The sequence below is a fragment of the Arthrobacter sp. 10N418 genome, assembly GCF_056394725.1.
This window is the reverse complement of sequence record NZ_JBFTIK010000005.1, coordinates 47,091-67,709: the sequence shown is the minus strand read 5'-3', so window position 1 is coordinate 67,709 and position 20,619 is coordinate 47,091. Positions and strand designations below refer to the sequence as shown.

The 20,619-nt window shown below is 69.3% G+C and carries 20 protein-coding genes; 5 read left to right on the top strand and 15 right to left on the bottom strand.

What is annotated here, in order from left to right; translation table 11 throughout:
• Nucleotides 1-18: 18 nt before the first annotated feature.
• The 6 genes from AC1DCZ_RS05480 to AC1DCZ_RS05455 all read right to left on the bottom strand — a co-directional run bounded on the left by AC1DCZ_RS05480 (nucleotide 19) and on the right by AC1DCZ_RS05455 (nucleotide 7,748).
• The gene (locus AC1DCZ_RS05480; RefSeq protein ID WP_476973685.1) at nucleotides 19-1,380 is read right to left on the bottom strand and encodes an MFS transporter; all 1,362 of its coding nucleotides are present in this window, start codon (nucleotides 1,378-1,380) and stop codon (nucleotides 19-21) included.
• 189 nt (nucleotides 1,381-1,569) lie between these two features.
• Complete coding sequence (locus AC1DCZ_RS05475) at nucleotides 1,570-4,662, bottom strand: AAA family ATPase (RefSeq protein ID WP_476973684.1); 3,093 nt, start codon at nucleotides 4,660-4,662, stop codon at nucleotides 1,570-1,572.
• Complete coding sequence (locus AC1DCZ_RS05470; RefSeq protein WP_476973683.1) at nucleotides 4,659-5,840, bottom strand: exonuclease SbcCD subunit D; 1,182 nt, start codon at nucleotides 5,838-5,840, stop codon at nucleotides 4,659-4,661. The genes AC1DCZ_RS05475 and AC1DCZ_RS05470 overlap by 4 nt, the downstream gene beginning before the upstream one ends.
• Before the next feature lie 84 nt (nucleotides 5,841-5,924).
• Complete coding sequence (locus AC1DCZ_RS05465; protein ID WP_476973682.1) at nucleotides 5,925-6,875, bottom strand: MIP/aquaporin family protein; 951 nt, start codon at nucleotides 6,873-6,875, stop codon at nucleotides 5,925-5,927.
• 178 nt (nucleotides 6,876-7,053) lie between these two features.
• Entirely contained in the window at nucleotides 7,054-7,395 is a 342-nt protein-coding gene (locus tag AC1DCZ_RS05460) for a DUF202 domain-containing protein (protein ID WP_476973681.1), read from the bottom strand.
• The gene (locus AC1DCZ_RS05455; RefSeq protein ID WP_476895403.1) at nucleotides 7,392-7,748 is read right to left on the bottom strand and encodes a YidH family protein; all 357 of its coding nucleotides are present in this window, start codon (nucleotides 7,746-7,748) and stop codon (nucleotides 7,392-7,394) included. The genes AC1DCZ_RS05460 and AC1DCZ_RS05455 overlap by 4 nt, the downstream gene beginning before the upstream one ends.
• Before the next feature lie 162 nt (nucleotides 7,749-7,910).
• On the opposite strand from AC1DCZ_RS05455, the gene AC1DCZ_RS05450 reads away from it, so the two are divergent.
• Complete coding sequence (locus AC1DCZ_RS05450) at nucleotides 7,911-9,116, top strand: ADP-ribosylglycohydrolase family protein (RefSeq protein ID WP_476973680.1); 1,206 nt, start codon at nucleotides 7,911-7,913, stop codon at nucleotides 9,114-9,116.
• A 58-nt stretch (nucleotides 9,117-9,174) separates the two neighbouring features.
• Here AC1DCZ_RS05450 and AC1DCZ_RS05445 read toward each other — a convergent pair whose 3' ends face one another.
• Nucleotides 9,175-9,708, bottom strand: coding sequence for a DUF4395 domain-containing protein (locus AC1DCZ_RS05445; protein WP_476973679.1), 534 nt, complete (start codon nucleotides 9,706-9,708; stop codon nucleotides 9,175-9,177).
• Nucleotides 9,709-9,841: 133 nt separating this feature from the next.
• Entirely contained in the window at nucleotides 9,842-10,858 is a 1,017-nt protein-coding gene (locus AC1DCZ_RS05440) for a 3'-5' exonuclease (protein ID WP_476973678.1), read from the bottom strand.
• A gap of 114 nt (nucleotides 10,859-10,972) precedes the next feature.
• Between AC1DCZ_RS05440 and AC1DCZ_RS05435 the strand changes: the two genes are divergently transcribed.
• Nucleotides 10,973-11,740 (top strand): VTT domain-containing protein, encoded by a 768-nt coding sequence (locus tag AC1DCZ_RS05435; RefSeq protein WP_476973677.1) that lies wholly within the window; start codon nucleotides 10,973-10,975, stop codon nucleotides 11,738-11,740.
• A gap of 80 nt (nucleotides 11,741-11,820) precedes the next feature.
• Here AC1DCZ_RS05435 and rdgB read toward each other — a convergent pair whose 3' ends face one another.
• The 6 genes from rdgB to clpS form a co-directional block, all read right to left on the bottom strand.
• Nucleotides 11,821-12,471 (bottom strand): RdgB/HAM1 family non-canonical purine NTP pyrophosphatase, encoded by a 651-nt coding sequence (gene rdgB / locus AC1DCZ_RS05430; protein ID WP_476895407.1) that lies wholly within the window; start codon nucleotides 12,469-12,471, stop codon nucleotides 11,821-11,823.
• Nucleotides 12,468-13,226 carry a ribonuclease PH gene (gene rph / locus AC1DCZ_RS05425; RefSeq protein ID WP_476895408.1) on the bottom strand — a complete coding sequence of 253 codons (759 nt, stop codon included), beginning with the start codon at nucleotides 13,224-13,226 and terminating at the stop codon, nucleotides 12,468-12,470. The genes rdgB and rph overlap by 4 nt, the downstream gene beginning before the upstream one ends.
• Before the next feature lie 54 nt (nucleotides 13,227-13,280).
• Complete coding sequence (locus AC1DCZ_RS05420) at nucleotides 13,281-14,078, bottom strand: MBL fold metallo-hydrolase (RefSeq protein WP_476895409.1); 798 nt, start codon at nucleotides 14,076-14,078, stop codon at nucleotides 13,281-13,283.
• A complete protein-coding gene (gene murI, locus AC1DCZ_RS05415) occupies nucleotides 14,075-15,091 on the bottom strand; it encodes a glutamate racemase (protein WP_476973676.1) in 1,017 nt (338 codons plus the stop codon). Before murI ends, AC1DCZ_RS05420 begins: the two co-directional genes overlap by 4 nt.
• A 98-nt stretch (nucleotides 15,092-15,189) precedes the next feature.
• Nucleotides 15,190-15,756 carry a DUF2017 domain-containing protein gene (locus tag AC1DCZ_RS05410; RefSeq protein WP_476895411.1) on the bottom strand — a complete coding sequence of 189 codons (567 nt, stop codon included), beginning with the start codon at nucleotides 15,754-15,756 and terminating at the stop codon, nucleotides 15,190-15,192.
• On the bottom strand, nucleotides 15,749-16,129 hold the full coding sequence (clpS, locus tag AC1DCZ_RS05405) for an ATP-dependent Clp protease adapter ClpS (RefSeq protein WP_476973675.1): 381 nt from the start codon (nucleotides 16,127-16,129) through the stop codon (nucleotides 15,749-15,751). Before clpS ends, AC1DCZ_RS05410 begins: the two co-directional genes overlap by 8 nt.
• 95 nt (nucleotides 16,130-16,224) lie before the next feature.
• Here clpS and AC1DCZ_RS05400 point away from each other — a divergent pair, with 95 nt between their 5' ends.
• From AC1DCZ_RS05400 to AC1DCZ_RS05390, 3 genes are all read left to right on the top strand, one after another.
• Nucleotides 16,225-17,553, top strand: coding sequence for a nicotinate phosphoribosyltransferase (locus tag AC1DCZ_RS05400; protein WP_476973674.1), 1,329 nt, complete (start codon nucleotides 16,225-16,227; stop codon nucleotides 17,551-17,553).
• The gene (locus AC1DCZ_RS05395; RefSeq protein WP_476973673.1) at nucleotides 17,554-18,195 is read left to right on the top strand and encodes an isochorismatase family protein; all 642 of its coding nucleotides are present in this window, start codon (nucleotides 17,554-17,556) and stop codon (nucleotides 18,193-18,195) included.
• 117 nt (nucleotides 18,196-18,312) lie between these two features.
• Nucleotides 18,313-18,651, top strand: coding sequence for a hypothetical protein (locus AC1DCZ_RS05390; protein ID WP_476973672.1), 339 nt, complete (start codon nucleotides 18,313-18,315; stop codon nucleotides 18,649-18,651).
• 135 nt (nucleotides 18,652-18,786) lie between these two features.
• Here AC1DCZ_RS05390 and AC1DCZ_RS05385 read toward each other — a convergent pair whose 3' ends face one another.
• Nucleotides 18,787-20,565 (bottom strand): DEAD/DEAH box helicase, encoded by a 1,779-nt coding sequence (locus AC1DCZ_RS05385; protein WP_476973671.1) that lies wholly within the window; start codon nucleotides 20,563-20,565, stop codon nucleotides 18,787-18,789.
• Between the last annotated feature and the right edge of the window lie 54 nt (nucleotides 20,566-20,619).

Sequence of the window (20,619 nt, the reverse complement as noted above, 5' to 3'; positions counted from 1 at the left end):
ATCGCCGGACGGGGAAGGTCAAGCGGGCGCCGCCGTCGTCGATTTCCTGCGCAGGAGCACGACGGCGGCAGCCGCACCCAGGACGAGCAGTGCCGCCGCGGCGCAGACGGGAACGAGGAAGGCGGCGGAGTACCCGCGGTCCTGCGCCAGCCGCCCCGCGACGGAGGAGCCGAGCGCGGTGCCGGCGACAATGCCGCTGGCCAGCGCCGTCATGACCGTGCCGAGCCTGCCGGCGGGGGCGACGAGCCCGCCGATCGCGAACACCGTGACCATGAGCGGTCCCACCGGCAGGCCGAGGACCAGGAGCACCATGATCATGGGCAGCGCCGTCGAGGGCAGCAGCAGGAGGGCAGCAAGACCGGTCATGAGCGCCGCGCACGCCAGCCAGCGGGCATTCACGGAGAACCTGCGGGGCCAGTAAGCGACCGAGAGCGCGGCCGCGGCCGAGCTGAGTCCCATGACGGCGTAGAGCAGGCCCGCCAGCTCAGACGTGGCAAAGCTTGCGGAGAATGAGCTCAGGGACGTCTGGGTGGAGCCGAAGAAGGTGCCCATAAACACCATGGCCAGTACCGGGAGCGCCACCGCGGCCAGGGTCCTGATACGGGTCCCGCCAGCCGCGGCATCCCGTTCCTGGCCTGGGCCGGAGCCGGCACCCTGGCCCTGGGTCCGCACGAGGGCGCGGTGCGTTGGGTGGACGGCGAAGGCGGGCACCAGCGTGATCGTCAGCACTGCGGCGAGGGCCAAGGGCAGCCAGGGAGCGACCAGGCTGGCGAGGATGCCCACCAGGGCAGGTCCCATAACGAAGGTGAGCTCGTCCGCGGTGCTTTCGTACGACAAGGCCGCGTCCAGGTCCGCGGTGTTGGCGCCGCGGCTGCCCCGCGAGGTCAGTGCCATCCAGCGGACCCGGGCCAGCGGGCCGACCTGCGGACAGCTGGCGCCGGCGATGAACGCCGCCCCGAGGACCGGGACCGCCGTGGCCATGTCCTGCCCGCCGGGGATGAGGTAGGCCGCGAGGATCAGTGCCACGACTGCGACCGTGTTGAAGGCTGCTGCGAAAAGCAAGACACCGCGCTGGCCCAGCCTGTCCGCCAGGATGCCCAGGACGGGAGCTCCCAGGGCTGAGCCGATGCCCACAGCGCCGGCTGCTGCCCCGCCGACGGCGTAGGAACCGGTGACAGCGGTGACCAGGGTGAGGGCGCCGACGGTGAGCATGGCCAGCGGGAGGCGGGCGAAGAGCCCCAGCGGGATGAAACTTCGGCCCGCAAGCTGCGGGAGGCGGGCAAAGCGGCCGCCAGCATGCTGTTCGGGCGCTGGGGCGGGCGTGAGGAAAGCGGGTGCCTCAGAGGAAGCGGGCGCCTGGAAAGACGGTGAAGGGTTCATGATTCCGGGTTCGTTCGATAGTGCGCATCGTCCCTCCTCCCGATGCGCGCGACCCGGTAACAAGTCCAATGATAACCGACGGCGCTTCGGCGGCAACGGGTTCGTTACCGCTGTGGGCGCGGGGGCCGCCGCAAATTCCGTCCCGCGAGCCGGGCGGCCCCGGCGTGCCCGGCGAGTCGGTGAGCCGGGCTAGACCTGGACCTCGTCGGATATGCGCAGCGTGGAACCGTTACGGCCCTTGACGACTTGGAGCTGGGTGGTGATGCGCTGCTTCATTTCACCGACATGGCTCACAAGCCCCACGACCCGTCCGCCGTCACGCAGTCCTTCCAGTGCGTCCATGACCTGTTCCAGCGCCTGTTCATCGAGGCTTCCGAAGCCCTCGTCGACAAAGAGCGTCTCGATGTCCACCCCGCCGGACTCCTGCTGCACCACGTCCGCCAGCCCGAGGGCCAGGGCGAGCGAGGCCATGAAGGACTCGCCGCCGGACAGGGTGGCGGTGTCGCGGCGCTGGCCGGTCCACTGGTCCACCACTTCCAGGCCCAGCCCGGACTTGGCCCCGCGTGCGGCCTTGGCATCCGTGTGCTGGAGGGTGTACCGGCCGTCGCTCATGCCGATCAGCCGCTCCGTAGCCGCGAGTGCCACCTGCTCAAGCCGCGCCGCGAGCACGTACGTGTTCAAGCTCATGCGGTACGTGTTGTCCCCCGCGCCCCTGGCGGCGTCGGCCACGGCGTTCAGCAGCGCGGCGCGGTCGCGCGGTTCTTTACCCGCTGCGGCGGCCGCTGTGTAGTCGCCCGCGATCCGGGCCAGGTTTTGCACCGTCTTCTCGGCAATGCCGGAGGCGAGGACCGCGTCCTTTGCAGCACGTTCTGATGCTGCGGACTCCAGCCGGAGCTGTTCCAGGATGCCGTCCCCGACAGGACTCCCGGACTCCCGTTCACGGGCGGCGAGGGCCAGTTCCTCGCCGGCGAACAGCTCGCCGATACGGGCTGCTTCGTCCTGCCCTGCCCGGATCGCGGCCTCCAGCCCGGCTGCCTCGGCTGCCGGCAGCAGGACGGCACGCGCAGCACCGGCAGTGTCGAATCCGGAGTCTGGAAGAGCCTGCTCCAGTTGCGTCCGGGCCCCGGCGGTGCGCATTGCGGCCTGTTCCAGCCCGGTCTGCGCTGCATCTGCCCGTTCCAGGACGGCGGTGGCCGCCTTGAGGGCGACGCTGCGTTTTGCCAGCGTCGGGTGTCCGGCGCGCAGTTTTTCCAATGCGAGTTCGAGGGCGTCGGCCTGTTCGTGGACTTCCGCGATCGTGGATTCCGTCTGGGTGATGCCGGACGCAGCTGCAGCGACGGCGACTTCGGCCGCGGAGATCTCCACCTCCAGCCCGTTCAGCCGGACCCGGCTCGCATCAAGTTCCCGGGCGGCCTTGGCAGCTTCAGCTGCCTTGTCCTGCGCCAGTGCTGCATCCAGCCGGGCCTGTTCAGGGTCCGTAGTGCCGCCCTGGGCGGCCAGCACGGCGAGCTCCTGCTGGGCCTCGGCCACTTCGCGTTCGACGGCGTCCAAAGCGGTCTCCGCGGCCTCGCACGCGTCCTGCGCGGCCTGCTCCGCCTCGGCGACGGCGAGCGCGGAGGCCGCGGCAGGGGCGGGTAGCGGATGGTCCGGGCTTCCGCATACGGCACACGGGACACCGGGCTGGAGCTGGGCCGCCAGCTCTGCTGCGGCGTTGGCCAGCCGTTGCTCGCGGAGGTCAAGCCATTGCTGGCGGCGGTCCTGGTGCTCGTCCCGTGCACGGCTGTGGCGTTCCATGACGGCGCGGCAGGCCGCCTCGGCTGCGGCATAGCGCCCCACCATGACCACGAGTTCCTCGGCGGCGCCGGCCTCTTTGGTGCGCAGCTGGATCTCCGCGGCGAGTTCTTCGAGCGGGCGCAGGCCAGCCACCAGTGCATCCGATTCGGCACGAAGGCTGTCCAGAGCCGCGGCGCCGGAGCGGCGCGTGCCCTGTAACTGTTCCAGCGAGGTCCGCAGGCCGGCGGTGCGGGTCCGCAGCCCGGCAAGCCTCGACTCATCCGGCAGCCGTTCCTCAAGAACCGCATGGACGGACCGCAGTCCCCCCAGCGCGGCCCGGACGGCTTCACTGTCGAACCGAGGCGCCACCGGCAACGTGCGGGCCGCAATGTCCGCACCGGCGCCCAGTGGTGACCCGGTGCTCCGCAGCGACGCGAGTTCGGGGTCGGCAAGGACCGCCGCGTGCAATTCAACGCTGGCGGCTTCCATCGCTGACGCCGCCAGTTCTTCTGCCGCTTCGGCGCTTTCCACGGCCTGCAGGTGGCCGCTGAGCACTTCGGCTTTGCGGTGCGCGGCCAGCTGGTCCCTCTTTGCGCCAAGGGCGGGTGCGGCGGCTTCGGCGTCGGCCCGGCGCCGGACCGCGACGGCGAGCTTGGCCTGGCGGGCGGCCCGCGCGGCGGCGGCGTCCAGCCTTGCCGCGTGTTCTGCCTTCAACAGTTCGGCTTTGGCCGCGGCGTCACGGCGCCCGTCCGCTGCGGAGGCCGAGGCGGCCGCCAGCCAGTCCAGCAGGGCATCGGCGGCTTCCCGGTCCGGGGCCCCGGCCATTTCGAGTCCGAGCCCTTCGGTTTCGGCCACGGCCTGGGCCAGCAGCAGTTCCAGCCGGGTGTTGAGGTTTGCGACCTCGGCCCGGGCCAACTGTGCGTTGCGAGTGAGCTCCTGTTCTACGGCTTCGAAGCGCTGGGTGCCAAAGAGGCTTTGCAGGAGGTCGAGACGGTCCGAGGCCTTGGACCGGAGGAATGCCGCGAAATCACCCTGCGGCAGCATGACAACGCGGGTGAACTGGTCCCGGTTCATGCCGAGAACGTCAGCGATTTCCGCGCCTGCTTCGTCGTTGCGGCCGGATTTTTCGATCCATTCACCGTCAACCCGTTCACGCAGCACCGTGTTGGCCTGCTGGACGGTGAAGCCGTTCTTGCCCCGGGCGCTGGGCTTGTCCCAGGCGGGAGCACGGGAGACTTCAAAATGCCGGCCACGGGCCGAGAACTCACAGGTGACCCGCGGTTCGGTCGCGACCCCGGCGTGATCGCTGCGCAGCCTTTTGCCATCCTGCCTGGCTCCGGGCACGGAACCGTACAAGGCGAAACAGATAGCGTCCAGGACACTGGTCTTTCCCGCACCGGTGGGCCCGTTGAGAAGGAACAGGCCATGCGCACTGAGCCGGTCAAAGTCGATCTGCTCCGTGGCGGCGAACGGACCGAAGGCGGAAATCTCGAGACGATGGATCCTCACAGGGAAACCCCTGCCAGGCGCACGGCCTCGAGGGCTTCAGCGAAGACCGCGGATTCGGCGTCGTCGGTCCCCCGGCCGCGGACGTGCTCGAGGAAGCCGCAGCAGATTGTGAGGTCGTCCCCGGCCTCGGCGAGCCGGCTGCTGTAGCTGGTCCTGGCGGCAGCGGCGCCGCCTTCGGGGTCGAATCCCAGCACGAGGGTGTCGGGGAAGCGGGCGCGCAGCCGCTCCATGGCCTGTGCGGGACGCTGGGCGTCCGTCAGGGTGATCTGGCAGTAGGCAGGCTCGGCCCACGCGAAGTCCTCCGCCGAGAGCAGGTCCTCCAGCCTTCCGCGCAGCACGGCGAGGGTCCGCGGCGCGTCCCACATCACCTCACTGACGCCCGTGACTCCTGTGCGGTCGACGTCCACGAGCCAACTGCCTTTCGTATGCTTCGCCTCGGAAAACGAGTACGCGAGAGGCGAACCGGAGTAGCGCACCGTAGGCGACAGCTCCTGGCGGCCGTGCAGGTGGCCCAGCGCCGTGTAGCTGAAGCCGTCAAAGAGATCCAGGGGCACGGCACCGACACCGCCGATACTCAGGTCCCGCTCGCTGTCCGAACTGATCCCGCCGCTGGCGAAGGTGTGTGCCAGGACCACGGAATGGACCGTCCGGGTCGCGGCCCGGGCGTCCAGGTCCGCCCGGATCCGTTCCGTGGCGGCGCGCGTGACCTCGAAATGGCTGGCGGTCTCGACGCCGAGTTGTTCCGCGACGAGCCTCGGCTCCAGCCAGGGGATGCCGTAAATGGCGAGCACTGGGGCGTCGTCGCCGGGAGCCTCGCCACGGAGCGGGAACAGCACCGGCTGGTCCAGTTCGGTGAGCCGTGTCCGCAGGTGCACTCCCCCGCGTTCGAGCAGGCGTGAGGCAAAACCAAGCCTGATGGCGGAATCGTGGTTGCCGCTGGTCAGCACCACCTGGGCACCGGCGCCGGTGATACGCACCAGGGCGTCATCGAGGAGGCCGACGACGTCGACGCCGGGCAGGGCGCGGTCATAGACGTCCCCGGCGATGAGGACGACGTCCACCGACTCGTCCCGGACGAAGGCCACGAGCTGGTCGACGAAGGCGCGCTGGGCGTCGAGCATCCCGACGCCGTGGAACGACCGGCCCAAATGCCAGTCCGATGTGTGCAGTAACCGCATGCTCCTACGGTATCGGCTGCCACCGACACTAATGCGCCGCCGCCCCGGTGCAGCAACGACGCCGGAGCTGCCGCCGCCTCGGGATTAGTCTCCGGGCTTGCCGTCGAAGAAGTCGCGGGCTTCGTCGCGGCCGGCACTTCGGGTGCCGCCTGCGCCGCCCGCCGCGGCCTTGTCCGGAACGAGGGAGTCATCGGCCTCGACTGCGGCCATTCCGTCGTCGTCCTGGTCTTCTTGCTCCGTTGCCGGCACGGCCTTGACGGCCGCCGTCGCCGTGGTCTGGGCGAATCCACGGAAGACCAGTCCTGCGACCGCCGCGCCCACGAGGGGTGCCACCCAGAAGAGCCACAGCTGCCCGAGCGAGTCGGTGCCGCTGAAGATCGCCGATGCCGTGGCACGGGCCGGGTTGAACGGCAGGTTGCCGACCGCCTGGCCGAGCTGCAGCAGCACGGCCATGGTCAGGCCAACGGCGAAGGGCGCCGCCGCTTTGGCGGGGTTGCGGCCCGCCGTCGTGCCCAGGTAGACCGCAACGAGCAGGGCGGCTCCGAGGACCTCCACGAGCAGCACTCCGGCCATGGGGACCTGGATGATGGAATGCTCATCGAATCCTGCGGTGACGGTGTCGAAGGCGGCCCGGGTGTCGTTGATCTTGGGGACGGTGCGCAGCACACCGAAGAGCGTGACGGCACCGAGCAGTGCGCCCACCAGCTGGGCGCCGAGGTAGGCCGCGGCAGGGACCAGCTTGATGCGCCCGGCAATTGCGTTGCCCACCGTGACCGCCGGGTTGAAGTGCCCGCCGGAGACGTAGCCGAAAGCAAGCATCGCCGCCGTCAGTGCCAGGCCCGCGGCCAGGGACGCGGGCAGCGGGTTCGACTGCGGAATGGTGAACAGCGGCACTCCCAGGCCCGCAACCACCACAAAGAGTGTCCCGAGGGCCTCGGCGGACAGCCGGGCCACGAGTCCGGGCCGGAGCGAATCGTCGCGGGTGGCCTGCGGCAGGACGCCGCCTGCCTCGGGGGTTGACACAGGCGTGCTCATGGTCGGCAATTCCTTTGCTTGGAGGTCTGCGGCTGCGTGCGCCTGGGCGGGCAGCCGCCTGATGGTCCGGGCCCGCGGCGTGCCGCCGCCCGGAAATACGGTCCGCGAGCAGTCTGCCAGCGGAGTCTGGACGTTGGCTGGGGCTTGCCTGTGTCCGAGGCTGCGCCTGGGTCCGGACCTAACGGCCCAGCGCCACTGCTGCAACGGCGCTTCCCGCCAGGGCGACGACGGCGCCGGAAGCCCAGCGCACGATCCCCGCCGCCGGCGCGGCCGAGGAATGCCGCAGTTCCCTGCCCCGTTCCAGCACACACAAACACAGCACCACGGTGGCCGCCATCGCGGTCAGGGCGCAGACGCCCAGGTAATCGACGGCGCCGGGCGTGGGCGATTGCGTTCCCGCGTGCGCCCAGACGCGCCAGATCAGCAGGTCCACGACGACGAGGGCCAGCAGCGTCCGGCGCCAGGCCAGCGACGTCCGCTCGGGCTGGAGGCCGCGGTCCCGCGCTGGCGGCGCGCTCAATGCGCCACCAGCATCAGGACGGCAAAGGTGAAGGCGGCAGCGGCGACGCCGACGGTCATCACGAGCATCAATCCGGAAAACGGCAGCTCCCTGTTGTTACGCATGGCGGCTTCCATCTGTCCCCACCGCCGGTAGGACAGCGTGGCCAGGCTTGCGCCGAGGACCGCCAGGATGACGCACAACGTGATCCTGACCGGCGCCGGGGCGATCTCCGGGGCCAGCTGGTCGATCGCCAGGGCACCGGCGATCAACGCGAGGGATGTCCGGAGCCAGGCCAGGAAGGTCCGTTCGTTGGCCAGGGAAAACCTGTAGTCGGGCGTGCTGCCGGTCTTGCGCCACGCTGGCTCGCGCATTAGCTTCCTCTGCTCGGCTCCTGTGCTGCCACGGGCGGCCCGGTCCGGGTGCCTGTGCCCCCAACAGCACCCTACCCGGCGCCACGCCCCGCCAGCGCGCGCCGGCCCACCGGCGGGCGGCCCATGCCGCAGGCGTCACACCATCGGGGTAAATTTGAGGCTATGAGCACCGAGCCCGGCACCACCCCTACGCCCACCACCGCGCCTTCCCACGCGTCACGCATCCACGGCTGCCTGCTGGGCGGGGCGCTGGGTGATTCGCTGGGCTACGCCGTCGAGTTCGACGACATCCACGCTATCCGCGCCCGGTTCGGTCCCGCGGGGCTGCAGGACTTTTCCGCGCTCGACGCCGGCAGCCACTTCTCTGACGACACCCAGATGACCCTCTACACGGTGGACGGCCTCCTGGAAGCCCTGGAATGGGCAAACTCGGGCGTGGGCGCTGACACCAACGCCTGCCTCTGGCTGGCCTACCTGCGCTGGCTGGGCACCCAGGGAGTCGCTGTCCCGCCCTCGGCCCCGGTGCAGCCTCCCCGCTGGATCGACACCCAGGACGTCCTCAAGAACCGGCGCGCACCGGGCAATGCCTGCCTCAGCGGACTCGCCACCGGCGAGATGGGCACGGTGTACCGGCCGGTCAACCCGGACTCCAAAGGCTGCGGCACGGTAATGCGGTCGGCGCCGTTCGGCCTGATCCCGCACATCCCGCCCGGGTCGGTCTACAAGCTCAGCGCCGATGCCGCGTCCTTGACGCACGGGCACCCCTCGGCGCGGCAGAGTGCCGGGGCGTTCAGCCTGGTCATCCATGCACTGACCACCGGCCACGGCCTGCGCGAAGCAGCGGAATTCGCGCTGGGGCACCTGCAGGAAGAGAAGCTGGGCAGCGGCGAGGAACCCGATCCCGCGCTCAGCGGGCGCCTGCAGGCGGCGCTGCGCCTCACCGCCCACACGGGCGGCACGCCGCGGCTCAGCCCCGAGGAACTCGTCCGCGAACTCGGCGAGGGGTGGGTCGCCGAGGAGGCACTCGCCGTCGGGCTCTATGCGGTGCTGGCCACCGCCCCCGGGATGCCCGCCCCCGGCAGGCCGGCCCCTGGGACGGAAGCCCGTACGGTCACCACCGCGGGAACGGCAACCACAGGTACGACGACGGCGGCAGCCGGCTCCGGTCCGGAGGCCCACTTCCGGGCGGCGATCGCCGTTGCCGTGAATCACAGCGGGGACAGCGATTCCACCGCGTCGATTGCCGGAAACATCCTGGGCGCCTTCTACGGCGAGGACTGCCTTCCGGCGGCGTGGCTCGCGGCGCTGGAAGCCCCGGAGGTCATCCGGGGCATGGCCTCACAGCTGGCGGCCGTCACCGGAGCCTGAACAGCGGCCGTGCGGCGCCTGGTTTGGCGCCGCCGCGGGTCCGCATGCGGGCGCCTGCCTATGCGCGCCGGAGTGAGATGTTGTTGCACGCCTCGCAGATTTCGTCGGGGATGATCCCGCGGCGCTGCAGGAACCCGAAGATGGTGCAGCCGAGGCAGAAGCCGGCAAACGCCTCGAGCGAGGCGGCGGCGATCAGGACCGCCAGCAGGATCCACGCGGCGGGTGCGGCGCCGACGGCGAACAGGATCGCGGCTGCCGTGGACATGGCGGCGCCGATGCCCTGCGCAAAGCGCTTGGGCGGCCCCGGCACAAGCCGGGTACGGCCCAGCCAGGGCGTCAGTACCTTGACGGAGAGCAGCGCGAGGGGCGAGATCCGCGGGCCGAAGAGCACGCGCAGCCAGAATCCTGCCGCGATGACAGCGAGTCCCCAGCCGAAGCCGGTCAGCAGGGTCACGCCGGAGAGCACCACCACGAGTGCGGCCGTAAGGCGGGCGGAGTACTCGTTCACCGGGTTCGGGAACGCGAAGAGCTTGCGCCAGTCGGTTCCCTGCGAAGCCAGCGCCGGGGTCTGTGCATCGATCAGTTTGCTCATCCGTCAAGGCTAGGAGCCCTCGCACCACCGCGGAAATGAATGTTGCGCCGTGTGACCGGCGAACCCCGGACCGGCGTAGCCTGCGAGCCCGGCATAGGCCGGCGACAGCCGGAGAAACCCGACGCGCCCCGCATTAGGCAGGGGCGGCCGCGGCCAGGTGGCTTCCGACCATCTGCAGGAATTCACCTTCGGACAGGACTTCGATCCGTTGACCGCGCCCGTGCAGCTCCAGGACGCGCCGGGCTTTTCCGGTCAGCCGGCCGGAGCGCAGGTCCGCGGCCACAAAGCCGTCCCCCACCACCAGGACCGTGGTGCGGGCGGTGACGCGGCTTTCCGGCCTCGCCCCGAGTTCCGCGGAACGGATTTTCGCTTCGGGCCGGGGCATCGCCAGCTCGCCGGTGAACACGACTGTCTGGCCAAACAGCGGGTGGTCCGGTGCGGCGGCGTTGTTAGGCGCCGGGTTGGCGCCCTCCTCCGGCCAGCCGGGCTGGAACGGTCGGGCTTCGCGTGCGCCTGCGCTGCCCGGTCCCCCGGCGAGGGCAGACACGGTCGCCTTGGACAGGGCATCGCGCCGGGGGTCGAACGCCGGCTGGTGGGACACCGCGAGGCCCAGGGACAGGTACAGCTCCGCGATGCTGCCGGCGCCGTTGCGGGCGGCAATGTCAATCAGGATACCGGCGCACGCCCGGGCGTCTTCGGCCGCGTCGTGGTGGTTGACCAGCGGCACCCCGGCTTCCTCGGCCGCGTAGGGCAGCGAGTTGGAGACCAGGGAGTAGCAGCGGCGCGCGAGCATCACGGTGCAGACGTAATCGTAGGCCGGCCCGGGCAGGCCGGAGACCTCCAGGCCGGAACGGATCACGCCGAGGTCGAAGGCGGCATTGTGGGCGGCCAGCACGTCCCCGCCGATGAAGGCCCCGATCTCCGGGAAGAGTTCACCGAAGCGGGGCAGGCCCGCCACCTGCTCGGGCCGGATGCCGTGGATCCGGACGTTGTGGTGGTCGAAGGCGTCGTGGTTCTCCGGCGGCCGCATGAGCCAGGACGCCTCCTCGACCACGACGCCGCCGCGGACCTTGCTCAGGCCAACGGCGCACGGTGAACCGCGGAAGCCGTTCGCGGTCTCAAAATCGATCGCCGTAAAGTCCAAACCCACGCCTCAACTTTACCGCCGGCGACCGGCCCGACGCGCAACCGCCGCCGCCTGTCGCCGCGGCGGCGATGCCCGACGACGGCCGTCAAGTACGCTTAACCGGTGAACCCTATAGCAATGACCGACTATGCCGTGTCCGCACTCGGAGGCGCCGGGCCGGTGCAGCCGCACCTGTCCTCCCTCCTGCCGGACTGGATCAACCCGCAGGTCTTCCTGGCCAACCCGTCGCTGGCCCCGTGGGTTGTGCTCCTGGTCTGCGGCATCATCTTCGCCGAAACCGGGCTGCTGATCGGTTTCTTCCTGCCCGGTGACTCCATGCTGTTCACCGCCGGCCTGCTCGTCGCCACGGGCACCATCAAGTTCAACATCTGGGCGTTGGCGGCGCTGATCATCGTCTCCGCGATCCTCGGGAACCAGGCAGGCTACCTGATCGGGTCCAAAGCCGGCCATGCCCTGTTCAACAAACCCAACTCCAAGCTGTTCAAGCGGGAACACGTGGAAAACGCCCACGCCTTCTTTGAAAAGCATGGCGGCAAGGCGCTGATCCTGGCCCGCTTCGTCCCGATCATCCGCACCTTCGTTCCCGTGATCGTCGGCGTGGCCCAGATGAGCAAGCGCAAGTTCTTCCTCTACAACGTCGTCGGCGCTGTCCTGTGGGGCGGGGGCGTGACGCTGCTCGGTTACCTCCTGGGCGACACCGTGCCATGGGTGCGGGACAACCTCGACATCATCTTCATCGCCATCGTGCTGGTCTCCGTCATCCCGATCGCCATTGAGGTCATTCGCGGTTTCATCGCCCGGCGCCAGTCCGCACAGTTCGGCACGGATGCGGTGGACGAGTTCATCGAAGAACACGAGCCCGAGGACGAGCGCAAGACCCCCTAGGACGCAGGAATTCTAAACCACTTGAAGGCGCCCCGCACGGTGGGGCGCCTTCATTTGGTTAAAACGGGGAAGACCGGCCGCTACTTCCCGGCCAACGCCTCGACGATCGCCGGCAGCAGCGCCCGGAAGGCATGGCCGCGGTGGCTGATGGCGTTCTTCTCCTCAGAGCTCAACTCGGCGCAGCTCCGGTCCAGCCCGCTCGGCTGGAGCACCGGATCGTAGCCGAATCCGCCTTCGCCGCGGGGTTCGCGCAGGAGCGTGCCTTCCAGCTGCCCGTACTCCACGACTTCCCGGCCGCCGTCCGGGGGCGTGCCCGGCACCGCCAGGGCTGCCGCGCAAACAAACGCTGCGCCACGGTATTCATCCGGCACGTCGGCCAGCTGCGCCAGCAGCAGCCGCAGGTTCGCGGCATCGTCCCCATGCCGGCCGGCCCAGCGCGCCGAGAAGATCCCGGGCGCGCCGCCCAGAACATCCACGGACAATCCGGAGTCATCGGCGATCGCCACCAGCCCTGTCGCCTCGGCGACCGCCCGCGCCTTCAGCAGCGAGTTCTCGGCGAATGTCACGCCGGTCTCGGCCACGTCCGGCGCTCCGACAGCTCCCGCGTCCACAACCTGCGTGTCGACGTCGAGCCCGGGCACCTGGTCCCGGAGAAGCTCCCGGAGCTCCCGGAGTTTGCCTTTGTTGTGCGTGGCAAGGACGAGCACCGGTTCGGCGGGGGCCTGGGTCACGGCGCTTCGGCCAGGGTCTCGCGCTGGATGGCGGCGAGCTGCTCCGTGCCCAGCAAAGCCAGGTCCAGCAGCTTGTTCAGCTCATCACGGTCGAAAGGCGCGCCCTCGGCGGTGCCCTGGACCTCGACGAATTTGCCGGATCCTGTCACCACGACGTTCATGTCGGTCTCGGCCCGGACGTCCTCGACGTAGGGCAGGTCCAGCATCGGGACGCCGTCGATGATGCCGACGGACACGGCCGCGATGGTATCGATCAGGGGCTCGGCGTTGCGCGGGATCATCTTCTTCTCCCGGGCGAAGCGGATGGCGTCGGCAAGCGCCACGTAGGCGCCGGTGATGGCGGCGGTGCGGGTGCCGCCGTCGGCCTGCAGGACATCGCAGTCCAGTACGATCGTGATCTCGCCCAGGGCCTTGGTGTCGATGATGGAACGCAGGGAGCGTCCGATCAGCCGGGAGATCTCGTGGGTGCGGCCGCCGATCTTGCCCTTGACTGACTCGCGGTCGGAGCGGGTGTTGGTCGCCCGGGGCAGCATGGCGTATTCGGCGGTCACCCAGCCGCGGCCTTCGCCCTTGAGCCAGCGCGGAACGCCTTCTGTCAGGGAAGCCGTACACAGGACCCGGGTGTTGCCGAATTCGATCAGGGCCGAACCTTCGGCTTGCTTGGACCAGCCTCGGGTGATGCTGATCGGCCGCAGCTGGTCGGGAGTGCGGCCATCGGCGCGGATGACGGGGACAGTAAGGGCTTCGGAAGTCATGCCTTTAGCTTATCGACTCACGCGGCGCCGCCCGCGCCGGGCTGCCGAACGCAGTCAGACCGTGTAGTGCACCCCGGCGACGGCGACGGCCACGTCCTTGCCAAAGATGTCCTTGGCCTCGGCCATGACGGTCGTCGGCGACGTCCAGACCGGAATGTGGGTCAGCAGCAGGCGCCGCGCACCGGCAGCGACGGCGGCCTCGCCTGCCCGTTTGCCGGTCAGGTGCACGTCCTTGATCCCGTCGTCGCGTCCTTCCTCGAAGGCGGCCTCGCAGAGGAAGAGGTCGGCGTCGCGGGCGGCGTCCTCCAGGCCGCTGCAGGAATCCGTGTCGCCCGAGTAGCTCAGGACCCGGGTGACGGGCGTACCGTCCTTTGCGGGCTCGGTGACCTCGACGCGCAGCGCGTAGCACTCCTCCACGGGATGGTTGACGGCGTAGGGCGTCACCGTGAACGGGCCCAGGGTCACGGGCGTGCGTTCGGCCCAGTTGCTGAAGTCGAATTCCTCGTGCATGCCCGGGTCAAGATCCAGCCCGTAGGCTGTGGCCATCCGGTCAGCCGTGGCGGCGGGTCCCCAGACGGGGATCCGGCCCCGGCCCCAGCCGCCCGGCTTCCAGCGCACCGCGACGTGCAGTCCGCACAGGTCCATGCAGTGGTCCGGGTGGAGGTGGGTGAGGAAGATGGCGTCGATGTCTTCGAGGTCCGTGTACCGCTGGATGGCGCCCAGGGCCCCGCTGCCGATGTCCAGCACGATCTTCCAGTTCCGCTCGCCGTCGTTGGCGGTCAGCAGATAGCACGACGCCGGCGAGCCCGGTCCCGGAAAGGATCCGGTGCAGCCCACAATGGTCAGCTTCACAGGCCACGCCCCCGCTGAGAGGACAGCGCCACGAAGTTGGAGATCCGGGGACGGCCCGCCCCGGCCTGGGCTGCGGCGATCATCTCCGGGGTGATCCGTGCGAGGCTGCCCGTGGGGTACTGCGCGGCGACGTGGTCCACGTGGCGGACGCTGAGGACCTCGGGGCCGAGGAAGCGCCGGGCGAGGTGTTCGAACTGGGCGGCATCCCCGGTCGCGATGAAGTGGTGCTCGGGGGCCGCGGCGTCCATCCGTTCCAGGCCGCGGGAGGCTAGTGCGCGGTAGACGTCCTTGGCCGTTTCCTCGGCGCTCGAAACCAGGGTGACGTCCTCGCCGAGGACAAAGGAGATCACGCCGGTCAGCAGCGGGTAGTGGGTGCAGCCCAACACCACCGTGTCGACCCCCGCGGCCTTGAGCGGCGCGAGGTACTCGCGGGCGACTGCGAGGAGTTCAGGACCGGTGGTGATGCCGGCCTCCACGTAGGGCACGAACGCCGGGCACGCCACGGAGGTGATTTCCAGGTCCGGGGCCGCCGCGAAGGTGTCCTCGTAGGCGCGGGACCCGACCGTCGCGGAGGTGCCGATGACGCCGACACGGCCGCTGCGTGTCGCTGCAACGGCGCGGCGGACGGCCGGCTGGATGACTTCGATCACGGGGATGCCGTAGCGGGCCGTGTAGCGTTCCCGGGCGTCGCGCAGCACGGCAGCGGAGGCGGAGTTGCAGGCGATGGTCAGAAGCTTGACGCCGGAGTCCACCAGCTCGTCCATGACGCCGAGCGCGTTGGCGCGGACCTCGGCGATGGGCAGCGGGCCGTAGGGGCCGTGCGCGGTGTCCCCGACATACAGGATGGATTCGTTGGGCAACTGGTCGATGATGGACCGTGCCACGGTGAGTCCGCCGACGCCTGAGTCGAAGACACCGATGGGCCGCGATCCCATCCGGCTGGGGGCGGTGCTGCTCGCTGGGGACTCCGCTGCAGCTCCCGCTGCCGGATCCATGCTCGATGCTGAAGTCATGATTATTCGAGGATAGGGCTTAGCCTCCGGTGCGGCCATGACATTGTGTCGTGCGACTCGTGTCTGGTCAGTCACATGCGCCGCGCCGGGGTCCCGGCTCAGCGGCGCGTTTCGAGCGACTGCGCCATGGCCTGGACGAGGGACTCCTGCAGCCAGGTGGTGAAGTTGTAGACGAGTGCCAGGTAGCTTTCCACGTCCTCGGCCTGGGACCAGTCCTGCATGAGGTGGACGTTGTCGGCATCGGCGTCGTCGCGGATGTCGAGGCGTTCGGCGAGCACCAGCCGGACATCGTTGAGCGCGGTGGCCCAGTGCCGGGCCTCCGCCGCGGTGAGCACGAGCTCGTTCCTGTCCAGCCCCAGCGAGGCCGCCTTCAGGGCCCCGATCTTGCCCTCGCGCAGTGAGCGTTCGGTGTAGCGGCGGAACTCGAGGGAAGCGTCGTCGTCGTTCTTCATGACGTTGGGCAGCAGCCGCCGCAGGGCACGGTCAGAGGGCTCCCGGGCTTCGGTGTCGAGCCCGACCAGCGCGGCCAGCGGATCCTGGTTGGCGCGTTCCTCCGGCTCAAGCATCGAAATGACGTCATCGAAGAGGCTGCGCAGCAGCTCCCGCTCGGCCGGCTCCAGATATCCGGTGATGCCTTTGAGCCCGTTCTTGAATGCCTTAGCCACGTTTCCCCTTGCCCTTGCCTGATCCCCCATCTGATCCGGCTCCGCCGGAGCCGCCGGTGGCCTTTTCCACGGTGGCCCAGAGGCCGTAGCCGTGCATGGCGACCGCGTGCTGCTCCACCTGTTCCTTGCTGCCGTGCGCCACGATGGACCGGCCCTTCTTGTGGACCTCCATCATGAGCTTGTTGGCTTTGGCCTCCGAATAGCCGAAATAGCTGCGGAACACGTAGCTCACGTAGCTCATCAGGTTCACCGGATCGTTCCAGATGACGAGGTTCCAAGGGATGTCCGGGGCGGTCAAAACGTCGGTGGACGTCGCTGTTCCGGTCTGGGTGCTCTCCCGCGTGTCGGGGCCGAGCGCAACGCTGAGGGTCATCTGTCCATTCTATGGGGAGGCTGGGCCCACGCCGGCGAGGGCCCCGCGGCGAAGCGAAGCGAGACGAGGGAGCCGGTGGGGACTAGAGTGAATTTGTGAGCACCTCTGCCGGCTGGGACCATCCCCGCACGTCCCTGTACACCGACCACTACGAGTTGACCATGCTGCAAGGCGCGCTGCAGTCCGGCGCCGCCCACCGCAAGTCGGTGTTCGAGGCCTTCGCCCGGCGCCTGCCGGACGGCCGCCGCTACGGGATCGTGGCCGGGACCGGCCGCCTGCTGGAGGGGATCGTGAACTTCCGCTTCGGCGGGGCCGAGCTCGACTTCCTGCGCCGCACCGGCGTGGTCAACGAGGAAACGCTGGACTATTTGGCCGGCTACAGCTTCTCCGGCGACGTCTGGGGCTACCCGGAGGGCGAGGCCTACTTCCCCAACTCCCCCGTCCTGATCGTGGAGTCCACGTTCGCCGAGGCCTGCATCCTGGAGACCTACCTCCTCTCCGTCCTCAACCACGACAGCGCGATCGCCTCAGCCGCCTCGCGGATGATTACGGCCGCCGGCAACCGCCCCTGCATCGAGATGGGATCACGCCGGACCCACGAGGAATCCGCGTCCGCGGCGGCCCGCGCCGCGGTCATTGCCGGATTCGACAGCACCTCCAACCTTGAGGCCGGGCGGCGGTACGGGCTCAAGACGGTGGGCACGGCCGCGCACTCCTTCACCCTGCTCCACGACACCGAACGCGAGGCGTTCGAGGCCCAGATCGCCGCCTTCGGCCCGGGAACCACCCTCCTCGTGGACACCTACGACGTCGAAGCGGCCGTCCGGACCGCCGTCGGGCTCGCCGGGAACAGGCTCGGCGCCGTCCGGTTGGACTCCGGGGACCTCGTGGCGCAGGCGCAGTGGGTCCGCCAGCTGCTCGACGAGCTCGGGAACGACCACACCAAGATCGTGGTGACGTCGGACCTCGACGAATTCGCCATCGCCGCGCTGCAGTCCGCGCCGGTGGATTCCTACGGCGTCGGCACCTCCCTCGTCACCGGCTCCGGAGCCCCGACGGCCAGCATGGTCTACAAACTGGTCAGCCGCACCGATGACGCCGGAGAGTTCGTTCCGGTGGCCAAGGCGGCCAAAAACAAGACCAGCAAGGGCGGCCGCAAGTACGCCCTGCGCAAACTCAACGCGCACGGCACCGCCACCGAAGAGATCGTGGGCATCGGCCACCGCCCGGAGGACGACGGCAACGACCGCCAGCTGCTGCAGCAATTCATCAAGAACGGCGAGCTCCTGCCGGGCTGGACCGGCGCTGAAGGTGTCCAGCGCGCCCGCCGGCGCCACGCGGAGACCATGAAGGAACTCCCCGCCGTCGTCAACCGCCTCCAGCGCGGCGAACCCGCCGTCCCCACCGCCTATGAGGAGGACTAAATGTCCCGCGCCCTGATCATCGTTGACGTCCAGAACGACTTCTGCGAGGGAGGCACGCTGCCCGTGGACGGAGGGGCCGGGCTGGCCGGCGAGATCAGCGAGTACGTCGACGCCCACCACAGCCAGTTCGACCACATCGTGGCCACGCAGGACTGGCATGTCGACCCGGGCGGGCACTTCTCCGAGGACCCGGATTTTGTGGACAGCTGGCCGCCGCACTGCGTGGCCGGCACGCGCGGCGCCGAGCTGCATCCGGACCTCGACCCGGAGTACATCCAGGCCTACTTCCGCAAAGGACAGTTCACCGCGGCCTACTCGGGCTTCGAAGGTGTCCTGGCTCCGGACGACGCCGTCCCCACCGGGGACCGGACACCCGGCTCGATGCCGCTTGGCTCGCCTGCCGCCGAGGCCTCCGCCGCGGACGAGGACGCGATCGGGCTTGACGACTGGCTGCAAAGCCACGAAGTCGAGGATGTGGTGGTGGTGGGGATCGCCACCGATTACTGTGTGAAGGCGACGGCGCTGGACGCTGTGCAGGCCGGTTATTCCGTTACCGTCCTACGCGGCCTGACGGTGGGGATCGCCGAGGATCTCGACGACGCCGTCGCGGAGATGGAGCTCGGCGGCGTTGACGTCGCCTGAGCCGGCTCCTCCCGTGTGGAGCGGGGCGTCGCGAAGCCTGCCTGGAAGACCCTGTCCTCACAGTAGACTCGAAATGACTGCCATTATCGTCAGACCCGTAGAACCCCGGAGTACACCATGAAGAAGACCCTCACTGTCCTGATCGCTGCCGGGGCCCTGCTCGGCGCCGCCGGCTGCTCTGCCCCGAAGATGACCAACGAGGAAACCTGCGCCCGCATCAAGACCGTCGTCGCCGCCCCGTCGTCCGGCTCGGACAAGCCCGGCATGATTAGGCTCGCCAACCAGATCAGGCCTATCGCGGCGTCGTCCTCGGACGACCTGAAGCCGTCGCTGAAGGCCGTCGTCGACTTCCTGGACGAATCCACGAAGGAAAACCCCGACGCCGGCAAGCTCCAGGACCTGAAGGCCAACTACACCTCGGCCGGACAGACCTTCAGCCAGGTCTGCGGCCAGTAAGGCCCCGCGCCGCTGCGGAACGCCGCATAGCGCCGCGCAAAAAAGGAACCGGGCCGTCCGGTTCCTTTTTTTGTGCCCTTGCGTGGGCTTTTCGCCGCTCGTGCGCCTGTTGTGCGGCGCTTGTGCCCGTGACTGTTATTTCCGGCCGATGAACCAGTCCTGGAGTTTCCGCAGGCGGGTCTGCAGCTGCTCCTCGTTGGCCTGCGCCACGGCGGGGCCGCCGCAGACCGTCCTGAGCTTGGTGTGGATGACCCCGTGCGGGGTGCCGGTGCGCGCGGACCAGGCGGCCACGTTTTTGGCCAGTTCGGTGCGCAGGTCCATGAGCATCCGGTGGTCGGGGACGGCCGGCACAGGCGCGGCGGCCTGGGGCGCCCGCTTGTTCTTGCGGTTCAGCTGCTCGTGCTGGCGCTGGCGCAGGAGGGTGCCGACCTGTTCGGCGTCGAGCAGGCCGGGGATCCCGAGGAAATCGAGCTCGTCCTCGGACCCGACTTCGCCGCCGGTGCCGAACTCGCCGCCGTCGAACAGTACACGGTCAAAGGACGCCTGCGAATCGAGGGCCTCGAACTTGCCCTTGGTAAGGCTGTCGGAGGCCTTCTCCTCACGGTTCGCCTCGTCCATGAGCGAGTCTTCGGGGTTGAAGAGTCCGTCGCCGTCCTCCTTCTCCGGGCGGTCGAGGGCGTGGTCCCGTTCGGCCTCCATGGAGTTGGCCAGGGCCATCAGCTGCGGTACGGAGGGCAGGAACACGGACGCCGTCTCGCCCCTTTTCCGTGCACGGACGAAGCGGCCCACCGCCTGGGCGAAGAACAGCGGCGTGGAGGTGGACGTGGCATACACGCCGACGGAGAGCCGCGGGACGTCCACGCCTTCGGAGACCATGCGGACGGCCACCATCCAGCGCTTCTCGCTGGCGGTGAATTCCTCGATCTTGCTGGAGGCCTTGGCATCGTCGGAGAGGATAACGGTGGGCGACTCCCCCGTGATGCGCTTCAGCTGGCCCGCGTAGGCCCGTGCGTCCTCGTGGTCTGTGGCGATCACCAGGCCGCCGGCGTCGGGGACGCTGCGCCGGACCTCGCTGAGCCTCTTGTCCGCCCCAGCCAGCACGGCCGGGATCCACTCCCCGGCCGGGTTCAGCGCGGTGCGCCAGGCCTGGGAGGTGATGTCTTTCGTGACCGCCGATTCACCCAGCGACGCGGCCATCTCGTCCCCGGCGCTCGTGCGCCAGCGCATCTGCCCGGAGTAGGCCATGAACATGACCGGGCGGACCACGTGGTCACGCAGCGCCTTGCCGTAGCCGTAGGTGTAGTCGGCCTTGGAGCGCCGGATGCCGTCACGGTCCTCGGCGTACTCCACGAACGGGATGGGGGAAGTATCGGAGCGGAACGGCGTACCGGTCAGCGAGAGCCGGCGGGCAGCGGGCTCAAAGGCCTCGCGGAGCCCGTCGCCCCAGGAGAGGGCCTCGCCGCCGTGGTGGATTTCATCCAGGATCACGAGCGTGCGGGCCGCTTCAGTCTTGGCCCGGTGCAGCATGGGCTTGCTGGCCACCTGCGCGTAGGTGACCGCGACGCCGATGAAGCCGCGGCCGTGCTGTCCGTCGGCGTTCTTGAAGTTCGGGTCGATGGCGATGCCGACCTTGGCGGCGGCGTCGGCCCATTGGCGCTTCAAGTGGTCCGTCGGAGCCACGATGGTGACGCGGTTGACCACTCCGGAATCAATGAGCATGGAGGCCACCCGCAGTGCGAAGGTGGTCTTCCCGGCGCCGGGGGTAGCAACGGCCAGGAAATCCTTGGGATGGACACTGAAGTAGCTGTCCAGCGCTTCCTGCTGCCAGGCGCGGAGCTTGGGCGCGGTACCCCAGGCGGCACGTTCGGGATAGGCGGGAGGCAGCGTGGGGCCGCCGAAGAGTGTCTCTGTCATTTAGGTACCTTCCATTCCGCACACGGCTGCGGCTGAAGGAGAAACCCTAATAAG